General features: G+C 43.8%; 14 protein-coding genes and 1 riboswitch. Of the genes, 9 read left to right on the forward strand and 5 right to left on the reverse strand.

Annotated elements, in window-relative coordinates:
• Window positions 1-12 precede the first annotated feature (12 nt).
• The 4 genes from ABR189_RS03210 to ABR189_RS03225 all read right to left on the reverse strand — a co-directional run bounded on the left by ABR189_RS03210 (window position 13) and on the right by ABR189_RS03225 (window position 4343).
• Complete coding sequence (locus ABR189_RS03210) at window positions 13-981, reverse strand: cytochrome-c peroxidase (protein ID WP_354659001.1); 969 nt, start codon at window positions 979-981, stop codon at window positions 13-15.
• Window positions 982-1193: 212 nt separating this feature from the next.
• Window positions 1194-1844, reverse strand: coding sequence for a YceI family protein (locus ABR189_RS03215; protein WP_354659002.1), 651 nt, complete (start codon window positions 1842-1844; stop codon window positions 1194-1196).
• Between the two features lie 137 nt (window positions 1845-1981).
• On the reverse strand, window positions 1982-3277 hold the full coding sequence (locus ABR189_RS03220) for a peroxiredoxin family protein (RefSeq protein ID WP_354659003.1): 1296 nt from the start codon (window positions 3275-3277) through the stop codon (window positions 1982-1984).
• Window positions 3278-3517: 240 nt separating this feature from the next.
• Window positions 3518-3618: riboswitch (SAM riboswitch) on the reverse strand.
• 242 nt (window positions 3619-3860) lie between these two features.
• The gene (locus tag ABR189_RS03225) at window positions 3861-4343 is read right to left on the reverse strand and encodes a hypothetical protein (RefSeq protein ID WP_354659004.1); all 483 of its coding nucleotides are present in this window, start codon (window positions 4341-4343) and stop codon (window positions 3861-3863) included.
• 263 nt (window positions 4344-4606) lie between these two features.
• On the opposite strand from ABR189_RS03225, the gene ABR189_RS03230 reads away from it, so the two are divergent.
• Genes ABR189_RS03230 through ABR189_RS03260 form a run of 7 tightly spaced genes read left to right on the forward strand, consistent with a single transcriptional unit; the run spans window position 4607 to window position 11403 of the window.
• A complete protein-coding gene (locus tag ABR189_RS03230; protein ID WP_354659005.1) occupies window positions 4607-5215 on the forward strand; it encodes a TetR/AcrR family transcriptional regulator in 609 nt (202 codons plus the stop codon).
• A gap of 48 nt (window positions 5216-5263) precedes the next feature.
• Window positions 5264-6526: a TolC family protein gene (locus tag ABR189_RS03235; RefSeq protein WP_354659006.1), complete on the forward strand. Its 1263-nt coding sequence runs from the start codon at window positions 5264-5266 to the stop codon at window positions 6524-6526.
• A 31-nt stretch (window positions 6527-6557) separates the two neighbouring features.
• A complete protein-coding gene (locus tag ABR189_RS03240) occupies window positions 6558-7457 on the forward strand; it encodes an HlyD family secretion protein (protein WP_354659007.1) in 900 nt (299 codons plus the stop codon).
• 4 nt (window positions 7458-7461) lie between these two features.
• Window positions 7462-8376 (forward strand): ABC transporter ATP-binding protein, encoded by a 915-nt coding sequence (locus ABR189_RS03245; protein ID WP_354659008.1) that lies wholly within the window; start codon window positions 7462-7464, stop codon window positions 8374-8376.
• Window positions 8377-8412: 36 nt separating this feature from the next.
• Window positions 8413-9135, forward strand: coding sequence for an ABC transporter ATP-binding protein (locus ABR189_RS03250; RefSeq protein ID WP_354659009.1), 723 nt, complete (start codon window positions 8413-8415; stop codon window positions 9133-9135).
• A 43-nt stretch (window positions 9136-9178) separates the two neighbouring features.
• Window positions 9179-10285, forward strand: coding sequence for an ABC transporter permease (locus ABR189_RS03255; RefSeq protein ID WP_354659010.1), 1107 nt, complete (start codon window positions 9179-9181; stop codon window positions 10283-10285).
• Entirely contained in the window at window positions 10285-11403 is a 1119-nt protein-coding gene (locus ABR189_RS03260) for an ABC transporter permease (RefSeq protein ID WP_354659011.1), read from the forward strand. The genes ABR189_RS03255 and ABR189_RS03260 overlap by 1 nt, the downstream gene beginning before the upstream one ends.
• 125 nt (window positions 11404-11528) lie before the next feature.
• Here ABR189_RS03260 and ABR189_RS03265 read toward each other — a convergent pair whose 3' ends face one another.
• Window positions 11529-12959 (reverse strand): aminotransferase-like domain-containing protein, encoded by a 1431-nt coding sequence (locus ABR189_RS03265; RefSeq protein ID WP_354659012.1) that lies wholly within the window; start codon window positions 12957-12959, stop codon window positions 11529-11531.
• Window positions 12960-13092: 133 nt separating this feature from the next.
• On the opposite strand from ABR189_RS03265, the gene ABR189_RS03270 reads away from it, so the two are divergent.
• Together ABR189_RS03270 and ABR189_RS03275 are read left to right on the forward strand one after the other, a co-directional pair.
• Window positions 13093-13623 carry an ArsR/SmtB family transcription factor gene (locus tag ABR189_RS03270; RefSeq protein WP_354659013.1) on the forward strand — a complete coding sequence of 177 codons (531 nt, stop codon included), beginning with the start codon at window positions 13093-13095 and terminating at the stop codon, window positions 13621-13623.
• Window positions 13624-13634: 11 nt separating this feature from the next.
• Entirely contained in the window at window positions 13635-14531 is an 897-nt protein-coding gene (locus tag ABR189_RS03275; protein ID WP_354659014.1) for a DNA-3-methyladenine glycosylase family protein, read from the forward strand.
• Window positions 14532-14547: the final 16 nt, after the last annotated feature.

Raw genomic sequence — 14547 nt, forward strand, 5'->3', positions numbered from 1 at the left:
TGTTTCCTGGGTTTAATGAGCGACCCTCTTCACAAAACGGTCATCTGTAAGTGCTACCAGGAATGCTTCCAGATCACTGACTTCCTGCTCACTGAGATTTAGTGGTGCATTAAGTGACAGGTCGCGGTTAATGCCATCATGAACAACTACATCCGGTTTATTGTAATATGCAATCACTTCCCGGAGTGTTTTAAACATGCCATTATGCATGTATGGTGCTGTAACAGCTACATTCCTTAAGCCGGGTACCTTAAAAAAGCCCATGTGTGCAGTATCCCTGGTGGCATCAAATCTGCCTGCATCCAGTAGGTTTTTACCATTATACAAACCGATGTTTTTAAAGCGGTCTGCGGTAAAATCTTCACCGGAATGACAGTTGTTACAGTTGGCCTTACCAATAAACAATAACCTGCCCCGGATGGCTTCGGGGGACATCGCATGATCGTCCCCGTTGATATACCTGTCATACGGACTGTTGGCAGTTTCCAGGGTACGTTCAAATGCTGCAATAGCTTGGAGCAGGTTCTTTTCTGTAACGGGGGTATTGAATACCTGCCGGAAAGCTTGCTGGTAAACTACATCTGCATTGAGCCGGTCAACTGCTTCCTGTATAGGTAAGCCCATCTCTGCAGGAGAAATGATAGGTTGTAATGCCTGTTCTTCCAGGGTAGCTGCCCTGCCATCCCAGAAATAGTTAGGCCTGCCGGATAAATTGGTAATAGCAGGTGTGTTGCGGGTAGTGGGTGTACCATTAATTCCCTTACTGAAGGCAACCGTATCTGCAAAAGCATATTGCGGCAAATGACAGGAGGCACAGCTGAGCGTTTTGTCTTTAGAGAGGATGTTGTCAAAAAACAATTGTTCTCCCAACTGAGCTTTGGTAACCGGCGTATTGTTGTTCCGGCTTGTTTGAAAACCTGCCAATAGTGTGGCTATTGATAGGCCACCCAGCAATAGAAATATCATTCTTCTTATGATCATGCTTAGCAATGGTTGATGAGTTCAGGCAATACGATTCCTGTTAAAGGCTTTGCAGCCTTTTAGGGCAGGTATATCCTGCCTGTTAAACAGGATGTAAAATGGAAGTTGCTTCAGGGGGATTCCGGATGTGTTAGCATATCCCCTGGAATGATATGTTACTCCAGGGGTATGATAACAACCTGCTTAGATAATGGTTGGTTTTTATACAGTGTTTATTGTGCGCTTGCTACCAGTACAACATCCAGGTCAAAATCGTCATAGATAACTTTGTCGCCCAGGTTCTCAAAAAAGCTTTTTGAACGGAATTTGATATCGTATTTGGTACGGTCTATTTTAATATTCGCTTTTGCGGAAAGTTTGTTGTTGGCCACAGCAATAGTTGCCGGAAAAGTGATGTTGTTGGTAATACCTTTAATCGTAAGCTTACCGGCAACGTCGTATTTTCCCGTACCTTTTGCAGTAACACCGGTGATAGTGAATTCGGCAACAGGAAATTTTTCTACGGAGAAAAAGTCATCACTTTTCAGATGGGTAAGCAATTTACTCCTGGTTTCCGGGTCTGTAATATCTGTATTGGTAATAGTGCGGGTATCCAGGGTAAAGGTGCCGCTTTTAAGGGCATTGTTTTCTACCTGTAATGTACCTCCGTTGATGTTGATGTTACCGGAGTGTTCGCCGGTCACTTTTTTGCCTGTCCACGTAAGTTTGCTCTGCTGGTTGTTTACCAGGAAAGTAGTGATTTTAGCAGGAGCGGGATTGTTAACGGTGCTTTTATGTGCAGCTGGTTGCCGGGATATCTGAACGGTAAAAGCCATTAAAACAAATATTACAGCAATCAGGGCAAGAGAATTTAAGCGTTGCATATATGGTATTGTTAGCTGGTGGTGATATAAATATTATCGAATGAATGTTGGTGTTGCTAGTACCTGTAAGGCTATCGGAACAGCCTTACAGGATTTGGAAAAAGGAAACTACCAGACAGATCAGGGGCGCTTTCGCATTAATGTCCATTGCTGGCCACTACTGTTTTTTCTGCAGGTATGGGTTCTGCCAGCAGCGCATCCAGATCTTTATTCCATTTGGCTACATATTCTTTATAATAGGTGCCGGTAACTTCTCCGGTATAGCCCGTATGGATCTGACGTACTTCTCCCTTGCGGTCAATAATGATCGTGGTTGGAAACGCCATCATACGGTTGAGCGCGGGGAGCTTTTCTGAAGCCACTTTCTTATCAGCAATACCGCCAAACAAAATATCATATTCTATATTGTATTTTTCTTTCAGTTTACCCAAGGTGTAACGGGCATATTCCAGATCATCCTTTTGTTCAAACCCAATGGCAATGGCTTCTACGCCACGGTCTTTGTTTTTATGAAACCAGGGCGCCAGGAAGGAGGTCTGATCGGTACAGTTAGGGCACCAGGTACCTATGATTTCCACAATGACTACTTTTCCCTGATACTTTTCATCACTGAGAGATACATTATTCCCATTCAGGTCGGGTAAAGTGAAGTCAAGTTTTTTATACCCTTCTTTGAGGTAGGTAAGTTTGTAGGGATCAGGAAGTTCGGCAGCAGCATTTTTTTCACCATCAAATTTGATATTGTTGTAAATACCCAGGCTTAATTCCCCTGAAAGGGATTTATCATCATTAATCTTTCCTTTAATATAGATGGGGCTGGGGCCGGTAAAGCCGGATAATACAAATTCGTCTCCCTGTACCGTACCTTCCAGTTCACGGCTGTCGCCTACCACAGACAGGATCACCCCGGTGAGCTTATTACCATTTTGTTTTAATAACCCTATTCTGTTTGGAGTGGCTTCTTTACTATATATTTTCAGGTCCCATTTACCAGACAGGTCATACGCAGGCGGGTTGGCTGTGCCTGGTTCAGCAAAGCGGTAAGACTTGCCATACTCTGCGGTGAAAGGCAATGCATTGCCCCGGAAGTTGGGCACCAGGCTGCGGTATTCCCCTGTGATTTTTCCATCAGATGCTATCCTGGCTACCAGTGCGGCATCATATGTATTCATTTTAATGAAGAGTGAATCATCACCAATGCGCTTTACATGGAACTCATCCCGACGGGATCCGTTCAGCAGGGTAAATACAGCATGCTCAGGATCTTTCCCTTTTAATTCAAAATTAAAGGGAACTTCAGATTCACTAATGGTAAATACCCCACGCCAGATACCTTCTTTTATAAAGGGCTTTTTGGGGGAAGCCAGTGCGGCGGTACTCCATACGGAAGCAGCCAGCAGGCTTGCTACAGCAAGACGGTTACTAATTTTCATAGTTGATTTTTTAATTGGATTAAATGACTTTGGTTTTCAGGGGAGTAGATTGTGGCCATAGCTACTCCGTTCATTCCTGATGCGGAATGGCAAATAGATAGGACACAAGCATTCCTGCATGCTCACACATCCTGAATAAACGGAGAAAGGCTTTTTAGCAACAAGCGCTCCCTGGCCGGGTGAAGTAAATGCAACATCGGTGGCAGTTGCGGTGGTAATGATTGTTGTTCATGGTTAGTCAATTTATATTTTACATATCGTTACCAGGTTAGCACTTATTCCAGGGTAGGAAAGTTGCTAGAAGTTCGCAGAGCCTGACTCTCCCTTCTTCTGTATAAATTAACTAATTAATGGTGGTGATTAATTAGAGTGGTAGTGCAAAGATAGGTGGGGTTATTTTATTTTCCAAATAATAGTCTATAAATTTTATGGACTAATAATAATCCATGATAAAAGCAGGTGTAGCAGGTAATTCATAAAAGGAGAGCAGAGGACTTAAGGAGCCTGATGTATTGATTAAAATAAAAAGTCCGGTAGATGAAAATGCTACCGGACTTTTTAAATATCATTAATTTTTAAGATCCTATTCCATATTATAGCTGTTCAGGCTGGCTGGAATATCATTGATATTAGCCCTGAAAGGCATTGTTTTTCCGTCAAACAAAAATATTTCCCAGCCATACTTCGGATCATTCATATCTATTTTATGAGAGGTGCCATCCGACAATTTAAAATGTAAAGTGTTATTATTCGTAACATCTATGATTTTAATGCCTTTGCTTTCCAGCAATTCTTTGTCGGCAGCCATGTAATTGAGATTGTCATCAGCCAGCGTATAAAAAGCTTCGTCTGTATTTGTTTTTTCTATGGCTTCAATTTTTGTACTGTCCGGTGTACAGAAAATAGCACAGGGAGTAGTAATGGTAATTATATTGGAAGTTCCTGACGCAGCGGTACTTTGTGCTGCCAGCGGAACGTCTGTGGCATTTTCCTGTGCTGACTGATCGGGCTGATGGCAAGCGGCAAGGCAAATCAAGATAATTGGCAAAAGTTGGTAATACTTCATGGAATAATAGTATGGTCTTTTAAATGACCTGTTTACAGGTTGTTCAAATACAGTATAAGGATATCGCAAATTTAACCTTAAATATTTAAAAAACAATTAGTGGGTACCTGCGATATTATTGTGTTGACTGGTAGTTTTTTTAATTATTACATCATAAATGTGCCCAATTTCTAATCCCTGAATAGCCCTTTCAAAAAAAAGTTGGCAGATTAGGAATTAGTATTACTTTTGTATTAACCAAATGGTTAAACATATTAGTTGATATGAACGCGGAAAAAAATACGGAAGAACAGATTATTGAAGCAGCCAAGAAGATCTTTACAAAAAAAGGATTGGCAGGTGCGCGTATGCAGGATATTGCAGATGAGGCCGGGATTAATAAAGCAATGCTGCATTATTACTACCGGAGCAAGGATAAGCTGTTTGAAATAGTATTTAACGAAGCGATCAATAAGGTCATGACCAATCTGAATACTATCCTGGCAGCGAAGATGCCTTTTCCGGAAAAGATTAAGGCAATTATAGAGAATTACATAACAGCTTTAACGGCTAATCCGCAACTCCCCTTATTTGTTCTGCATGAAATCACGCAGAATCCGGAAATGTTCATCAGGGAATTGAAAGCCAGGGTAGGATTTCCTAATGTAGCTGCTTTTATGAGAGAAATTGTGGAAGAAGGTGAAAAGGGCACTATCCGGAAAATAAGTCCGGTGCAGCTGGTGATGAATATCCTCTCCATGAGCGTATTTCCATTTGTTGCCAAACCGCTGTTTCAGGCAGTGGCTGAGATAGATGATGTGCAGTTCCGTATGATAATGGAAGATCGCAAACGGGTATTGGTAGAGTTTATTCTGGCGGCGTTGAGGCCGTAGTTTTTTTTATTTGCTTATTAACCATTTAGTTAAATAAAATAGTTGATAATGAAAAAGTTCGTTTGGTGCTTATTGTTAGTAGCTACTCAAACCAGCGCTCAGGATAGCACTGTTTTTACGCTGGAGCAATGCCAGCAACTGGCCAGGGAAAACTACCCATTGCTGAAGCAGCAAACGGTGCTGGACCAGATCCTGCAATGGCAAAACAAAAACAGCAACACGGCCTATCTGCCACAGGCAGAATTAAACGGACAAGCTACTTATCAGTCTGATGTAACACAGATCCCCATCAAACTTCCTAACATGACGATTCCTGTATTGCCTAAAGACCAGTACAGAGCCACCATAGATATAAAGCAGCTGCTGTATGACGGCGGATTTACCCGTGAACAAAAAGCATTACAATCCCTGCAGCAAAAATCAGAGCAACAGAAAGTAGAAGTGGAACTATATCGCCTGAAACAACAGGTAACGCAGGTGTACTTCAGTGCATTATTGGCGGAAGAGTATATCGCTGCTTCCCGTCAGGCGCAGGCAGATGTGCAACAAAGAATAGAAAAGCTGACTGCAGGCGTCAATAATGGTACTGTGTTGCCTTCTAATGTAGACCTTTTACAGGCAGAATTATTAAAGATAAACCAGCAGGAGATTGCAGCGCAATCCTCCAAAGGCTCCTCGATAGAAGTGCTAAAGCTGCTTATCGGCCAGCAGGTAGTGTCTGCAATAAAACTGGTAATGCCCGGAGTAGTAATAGCTACACCTGCGGATACACTCAACCGGCCGGAACTGCAATTGTATCGCTTACAATCAGATGTACTCAAACAACAATCTGCATTAACGGGTAGCAAGCAGTTGCCGCGTATCAGCGCCTTTGTACAGGGAGGATACGGCCGTCCCGGATTAAATATGCTGAATACTGATTTTGCAGCTTTTTATACGGGTGGTGTACGGCTCAACTGGACATTATGGAACTGGCGGTATCAGCGGAATGAACAACAGGTGCTGGCATTACAGCAAAAGAATATTGCCAGCCAGACAGCTACTTTTACGCTCAATACCAGGGTGCAGCTGGCACAGCAGGCGGCAGAAATAGACCAGCTGAAACAAATACTGGATAAAGACCGGGAGATCATTACGCTGCGTGTCAGGGTAAAGGAAGCTGCGGCAGCTCAGCTGGATAATGGCGTGATCACCGTACACGATTACCTGTCGGACCTGAATGCGGAAACACAGGCCCACATCAATCAAAGCACACACGAAATACAGCTGGCTATGGCACATATCAACTACCAGCTTATTCAGGGATATTAAGCACTCACTGTTTTTGTAAAAACACGTCATCATGAAAACAACATTTACGGGAATACTACTGGCTACTGCCTTAATGGCCTGCAAGTCCAATAAACATGAAGCAGATGCCTACGGGAATTTTGAGGCAGTAGAAACCATTGTTTCCGCAGAAGGTACCGGCAAAATATTAGTGTTTGGTGTGGAAGAAGGCATGATATTACCTGCAGATACTATTGTAGGCTGGATTGATTCTACACAGCTGCACCTGAAAAAGACGCAGCTGCAGGCAAATATTAAAGCAGTACTCAGCAAAAGACCAGATGCAGGTCCGCAACTGCAGGTAATCCGCGAACAGATCGCTACACAGAAAAGAGAACAGCAACGTATTACCAACCTGCTCAATGCCCGCGCTGCAACATCAAAACAACTGGATGATATCAATGCACAGATAGCAGTGCTGGAAAAACAATATACCTCCCTGGCCTCTTCTTTGCAAACACAAACCACCGGACTTACTTCCGAAACGCAACCTTTACAGGCACAGGTGGCACAGGTAAATGACCAACTGTCACAAACCCGCATCACCAATCCCCTCCACGGAACAGTGCTGACTAAATATGTGGAAAAAGGAGAGGTGGTAAACTATGGTAAAGCACTTTATAAAATAGCTGACCTGTCCGAAATTATTTTGAGAGCCTATGTAGGTGAAGAACAATTGGGACAGGTAAAAATAGGAGCGCCTGTAACAGTGCTGACGGATGCGCCGGAAGGGAAATACCGGGAATGGAAGGGGACCATCACCTGGGTGTCTGCTGCAGCAGAATTTACGCCTAAAGTAATACAGACCAAAGAAGAAAGGACCAACCTGGTATATGCTGTTAAGGTAAAAGTAAAGAATGATGGCAGTATCAAAATAGGCATGCCGGGAGAACTACAATTCTCAAAACCATAATACCATGGGAACTCCTATTCAAGTAACCGGTGTATATAAAAAATTTGACGCTGTACAGGCACTAAAGGATATTTCTTTTGATGTACAGCCGGGGGAATTGTTTGGATTGATAGGGCCGGATGGTGCAGGGAAATCTACCTTATTCCGCATACTCACCACTTTACTTTTGGCGGATAAAGGTAATGCTACGGTAAATGGCCTGGATGTGGTAAAAGATTATAAAGCAATCAGAAAGATAGTAGGGTATATGCCGGGGCGGTTTTCTCTTTACCAGGATCTTACGGTGGAAGAAAACCTGCACTTTTTTGCTACCATTTTTAATACCACCATTGTTGCCAATTATGACCTGATCCGCGACATCTATGTGCAGATTGAACCTTTTAAAAACAGGCCTGCCGGGAAGTTATCGGGAGGAATGAAACAAAAACTGGCATTATGTTGTGCACTGATTCATAAACCGGTAGTATTATTCCTGGATGAACCTACTACCGGGGTGGACCCCGTTTCCCGTAAAGAGTTCTGGGAGATGCTGCAACGGCTGAAGCAAAAAGGTATTCCTATCCTCGTATCTACGCCTTATATGGATGAAGCCATCTTATGCGACCGTGTAGCCCTGATACAAAAAGGGGAAATAATGGGGATTGATACACCTCAGCATATTACGGCACAGTTCTCCAAACCCATGTGGGCATTACGGGCTAAAAACATGTATCATTTGCTGCAGGAGCTGCGCGGGTTTGAACATACCCACAGCTGCTATGCATTTGGAGAATACCTGCACCTGACCCTGCAAAATGATCAGGCGGATGAACAGCTGCTGCGGGATTATCTGAAAGGGAAGCAGCATGAAGATCTGGACATCTTTCCAATTGCTGCGGGTATTGAAGATTGTTTTATCGAAATGATGGAAAGCCGTTAAGTACATTATTTGATCATTACTTATTTAGTTATCAGCATGGATCCGATAGTTACCAAAGCACTTACTAAAAAATTCGGCGATTTTATCGCTACCAATGCCATCACATTTGAAGTGAAACAGGGAGAAATCTTTGGATTCCTGGGGGCCAATGGTGCCGGTAAAACGACGGCCATGCGCATGCTGTGCGGACTGCTGAAGCCTACGAGCGGCACCGCACAGGTAGCGGGATACGATGTGTACACCCAAACGGAACAGGTGAAAAAGAGTATTGGTTATATGAGCCAGAAATTTTCCTTGTATGAAGACCTGACGGTGAAGGAAAATATCCGTTTTTATGGAGGTATCTACGGTTTGCGTAATCAGGAGATAAAGGATAAGACAGGACAATTACTGGAGAAGCTGGGTATTCCACAGGTGGCTAATCAGCTGGTAAGTGCATTGCCATTGGGCTGGAAGCAGAAGCTGGCTTTTTCTATCGCAATTATACACAACCCGTCTATCGTATTCCTGGATGAGCCAACGGGTGGGGTAGATCCGATTACCCGCCGGCAGTTCTGGGACCTGATCTATGAGGCGGCCGACAGAGGTGTTACCGTTTTTGTAACCACACATTACATGGATGAGGCAGAATACTGTAACAGGGTATCGATCATGGTAGATGGTAAAATAGCGGCACTGGGGGCGCCGAGGGTATTGAAAGATCAATTCGGGGCTGCTACCATGAACGATGTGTTTTTGCAATTGGCAAGAGGAAAGTAATACCGCAATGGTTGTAATTCATCATGGTTAATTTTTAATGGAAATGAAGCAATTCCTGGTTTTTGCACAGAAAGAATTTTACCACATTTTCCGGGATAAGCGTACACTGCTTATCCTGTTTGGGATGCCCATTGTGCAGATCATCCTGTTCGGGTTTGCTATCACCAACGAAATAAAAAATGCAAGTATAGCGGTACTGGATCAATCGGGAGATGTATATAGCAGGCAACTGATCCAGCGTATGACTGCCTCCGGATATTTTAAAGTGACCCATTATCTCCAGCATAATGATCAGATTGAACCCACATTTAAGGAAGGCGATATTAAGATGGCGATAGTAATACCGCCTGAGTTCGGGCAGTCTTTTTTCCATCTTAAAAAAGCACCATTGCAATTACTGGCAGATGCAGGTGATCCTAATACGGCTACTACTTTACTGAATTATGCGAATGCTATTATTGGGACCTATCAGCAGGACCTGAACCGGCAAACCAAACTACCGCTTACAATTGATACTTCGGTGCGGATGCTTTACAACCCGGCTTTAAAAAGTGTATACCTTTTTGTGCCGGGGGTAATGACGCTGATATTATTGCTCGTATCAGCTATGATGACCTCTATTACGATTGCCAGAGAAAAAGAGATCGGTACTATGGAGATATTGCTGGTATCTCCATTGCCCCCGGTAATGATTATTGCAGGAAAAGTAGTGCCCTATATTTTACTGTCATTTATCAACGCTATTGTGATATTGAGTATGGGGGTATGGATTTTTGGTATGCCGGTAAAAGGAAGCATTGTATTGTTATTGATGGAATGCATCCTGTTTGTACTTACTGCCTTATCATTAGGAATTTTTATTTCCTCGCTCACTAATAGCCAGCAAACTGCCATGATGGCTTCTATGATGGGGCTACTGATGCCTACCGTGTTGTTGTCTGGTTTTGTGTTCCCATTGGAAAGCATGCCTCAACCCTTACAAATCCTGTCTAATATACTTCCCGCAAAGTGGTTTATTATTATCCTGAAAGACATTATGCTCAAAGGGTCAGGACTACGGGATCTATGGCTGCAAACAGTGGTGCTGGCAGGAATGGCATTTGTATTTCTTGTGCTGAGTATCCGGAACTTTAAAATCAGGTTAGGCTAATGCGGACGATTCTATTCATATTACAAAAGGAGTTTATCCAGATTTTCCGCAACAAGGCAATGCTGCGGATCATACTGGTGGTACCGATCGTGCAGTTGATCGTATTGGCTAATGCAGCTAATTATGAAATTAAGAACATCGCCATTGATGTGGTGAACCAGGATATGTCGCCCTGGTCACAACGGTTGGTAAACAAATTATTGTCGTCCGGTTATTTCAGGCTAAACCGGCAAACGTTCAGCCAGCGGGAAGCGTATGAAGATATAAAGGCGGATAAAGCAGACCTCATCTTAACGATCCCTGCTCATTTTGAGCGTAACCTGGTGAGAGAAGGAGAGGCGGCTATACAGCTGGTAGTAAATGCTATTAATGGGAGCAAGGCGGGATTGGCGAATGGATATGCTGCCAGCATTATCCGGGATTTTAATCAGCAGATTAGGGTGGAATGGCTGGCGCTGGATAAACTGGAAGGCCCTTCCGTAATAGCAGTTACTTCCACCAATTGGTTTAATGCGCGCATGGATTATAAAGTATTTATGGTGCCAGGTATCCTGGTGGTATTGGTGACGATGATTGCCGCTTTTCTTTCCGGAATGAACATTGTAAGAGAAAAAGAGATGGGTACTATAGAACAATTGAATGTAACCCCCATACGTAAGCATCATTTTATATTAGGTAAGCTCCTGCCGTTCTGGATCCTGGCATTGTTTGAACTGGCATTTGGCCTGCTGGTGGGTAAACTTTTATTCCATATTCCGGTAGCCGGAAATATTGGTTGGGTATTTCTGTTTGCGGCCATTTATCTCTGGGTGATGCTGGGGATGGGACTGCTTATTTCTACCGTAACAGATACACAACAACAGGCTATGTTTATCTCCTGGTTTTTTGTGATCATCTTTATGTTGATGAGCGGTTTGTTTACACCGGTAGAAAGTATGCCTCACTGGGCACAGGTGATTACCTGGTTTAATCCCATTGCCTATTTCGTAAAAATCATAAGGATGGTAATGTTGAAAGGAAGCGGCTGGGTGGATATCCAGTTCAGCTTGCTGGCCATGTTGGGGGCTGCCATAGTAATGAATTTGATAGCCATCCGGAATTATCGCAAAACAGTATAAAAACAATGTGTAATAGCAGCAGAACCTTTTTTAAATAGTGCTGTTTTTGTAACAGTGTAACAGTTGTAGGTTTAGCAATAGCCGGGATAGTCATATTCCGGCTTTTGTCTTATGATAACGCCTGGTCAGGCATTCATTTTCCGGATTAGTTTGCCCAGGGTTTTAATACCATCTTCTACCTGTTTGCTCCATGGATTTCCATAGCTAAGTCGCAGGCAATTGTTGTAGCAGTTCTGCAAGGAAAATATGCGGCCGGGAGCAAAGCTGATCTTGTGCTTGAGTGCCAGCTCATACAGTTCGTAGGTATTAATGTTTTCGTTTAAAACGATCCATAACACCAGACCTCCTTGTGGGCGGGATACACGGGTGTCTTCCGGAAAATAATCCGCAATGGCCTGCAGATAACGCAGGGATTGGGTATGAAGCATATTGCGCATATTGCGTAAGTGATTTTCATAACGCCCGTTTTCCAGGAAGTAACCAATAGCGGCGTGTGGGAGAGAGGCGCAGGCTATAGAATGGTGCTGTTTCATGCGCAGCACTTTTTCTTTGTATCGTCCGGGTATTACCCAACCTACCCGGTAACCGGGTGCCAGTGATTTGGAGATAGAGTTACAAAGTAATACCAGCCCCTTTTTATCAAAAGTTTTACAGGCCGCAGGACGTTGTTTCCCAAAGTAGATATCGCCATAAATGTCGTCTTCAATAAGCGGGATATCGTATTTTTCAAGGATGCTTACCAGCTTTTGTTTGTGAAGGTCTGGCATACATGCCCCCAGCGGATTGTTGAAGTTGGTAACAAACAGACATGCTTTTATCCTGAACCGGGGTATCGCTTTGTCCAGGTAGTCAAGGTCTACCCCCGTAATAGGATGGGTAGGCACTTCCAGTACTTTAAGGCCAAGGCTTTCTGCCAGTTGCAATGCCCCATAATAAGCGGGGCTTTCCAGTGCGATGGTATCACCGGGTTTGGTAGTGGCGTATAAACTTAACGTCAGTGCATCCATACAACCAGCAGTAGTTACTACATCGTCTTCACTGATTGCGCCGCCCCAGTGCATACTCATGCGGGCTATCTGCCTGCGCAGGAGCAGGTTGCCCTGTACATGCTCATAGCCGATACCATTGGCAGGAGTATTGCGCATCGCATGTATCATGGCCTTGGATATCTTGGCTGCTGGCAGGATACTATCCGGTGGGGTGGCAATAGAGAATTTGAGAATATGCTCATTGGTAATATGCTGAAACACATCTGCGATCATTTCATGGACCGTCACTTCCGTTGCCTTTTTCACCGGCAGGGAAGTTTCAGGTATCTCTGCCAGTTTATTAGCACAAAATCTTACGTAATACCCTGATTTAGGTCTGGATTCCACGAGCCCTTTGGCTTCCAGGTGATAATAAGCCTGGAAGGCAGTGCTCAGGCTGATCCCCTGCGCTTTACTTAATGTGCGGACAGAAGGCAGTTTTTCACCTATTTTAAGGACATCTTTTTCAATCAGTTGCGCTATCTTATCGGCTACCTGTAAGTATAAATGATCTGCAGTTTTTAACATGATGGCTATTATCTGATATGGTCAAAAGTAATAAAAATACAGCTGTTTGTCTAATGCAGCTGGTAGCTCAAAAAAAAACATTTGTGCAACTTAATAATTGCATTTAATTTAGCAACTCAATAGTTGCATAAATATGGATGAGCTATTTAAAGGAGTGGCAGATCCTGTGCGCAGACAGATGCTGGAGCTCTTGCTGAAACAGCCGCTGAATGTAAATCAGATTAATGAACATTTCGGGGATATCAGCCGGCAGGCGGTGTCAAAGCACCTCAATATCCTGGAAGCATGTGCCTGGATCAAAATTTATCAGGCAGGACGTGAGCGTTACGGGTATCTTAACAAAGCAGCTTTTTATGCTATGCGGGAGTGGTTGCAGGCTTACCTGGATCAGGACAGAGCCTCCCTGGATAATGACCATGGTGTATTCCTGGAGCATAGCACCTACAAAAAGGGAGATCCCCTTACTTATCCGGTAATGCTGCAGGCTATGTTGAGTAAGGACAAGGATTTTGATACCCTGTTTTATATTGCTGTAAAAACCACGGGCATTTTTTGCCGCCCTTTCTGTCCGGCTAATCCCAGGCCGGATAACGTCATTTTTTATCTCAACCGCGAAGAGGCGCTCCGGAATAATTACCGGGCCTGTAAACGTTGTACCCCATAATTACCATTTGCATGATTACAATTCCGGTATCAGATTATAAGCACTTTACTTTTGCAGAATGCCTGCTTTTCCTCGGACGTTCTGATAAAGAGTGCATGCATTATATCCAAGAGGGAAAGCTGCAAAGAATGATTGCCATAGCAGAACAGCCGGTATTGCTGGAAATCAGTGAAGATCCGCAAAAAAAGGCGTTGGTAGCAGCTGCAACACCTGTAAACGGACAGCCGGTAGATGAGACGGTGGTCCGGCAATATGTATCACATTGGCTACACTTGCAAACAGACCTGGGCGACTTTTACCGTTTTGCTGCTAAAGATCCGATGCTGGCTCCCTTAACAAAACAGTACCGCGGGCTCCGCCTGATAGGTATCCCTGAATTATTTGAAGCGCTTACCTGGAGTATTATCGGACAACAGATCAATCTGTCATTTGCTTATACTTTAAGACAACGGTTTGTACAGGCATTCGGATACCATACGGTCATTGCAGGGAAAGATTATTATTTATACCCACACCCCGCTGTAGTGGCAGCGCTATCGCCGGAACAGCTGATCCCCATGCAGTTTTCTCGAAGTAAGGCGGTGTATATTATTGAAACAGCCCGGCAAATGGCAATGGGTAATCTGGAAGAGAGGGCATTGCAGCAAATGGATTATGAAGCTGCCCGCGAAAAGCTGGTGTCTTTAAAAGGGATCGGTAACTGGTCGGCCAATTATGTATTGATGAAGTTCAGTCGCTTCCCCCAGGCATTGCCGCTGGAAGATGCAGGTTTACATAATGCTATTAAAAAACAGTTACAGCTGACAATAAAACCCGGGCTTTCGGATGTGAAGGCGTATACGGCACATTGGCAGCAGCACGCGGCGTATGCTACTTTTTATCTGTGGAGATCGTTATATGGAAGTTGATAAAAACAATACCCGA

This window comes from Chitinophaga sp. H8, from assembly GCF_040567655.1.
Classification (GTDB): Bacteria; Bacteroidota; Bacteroidia; order Chitinophagales; family Chitinophagaceae; genus Chitinophaga; species Chitinophaga defluvii.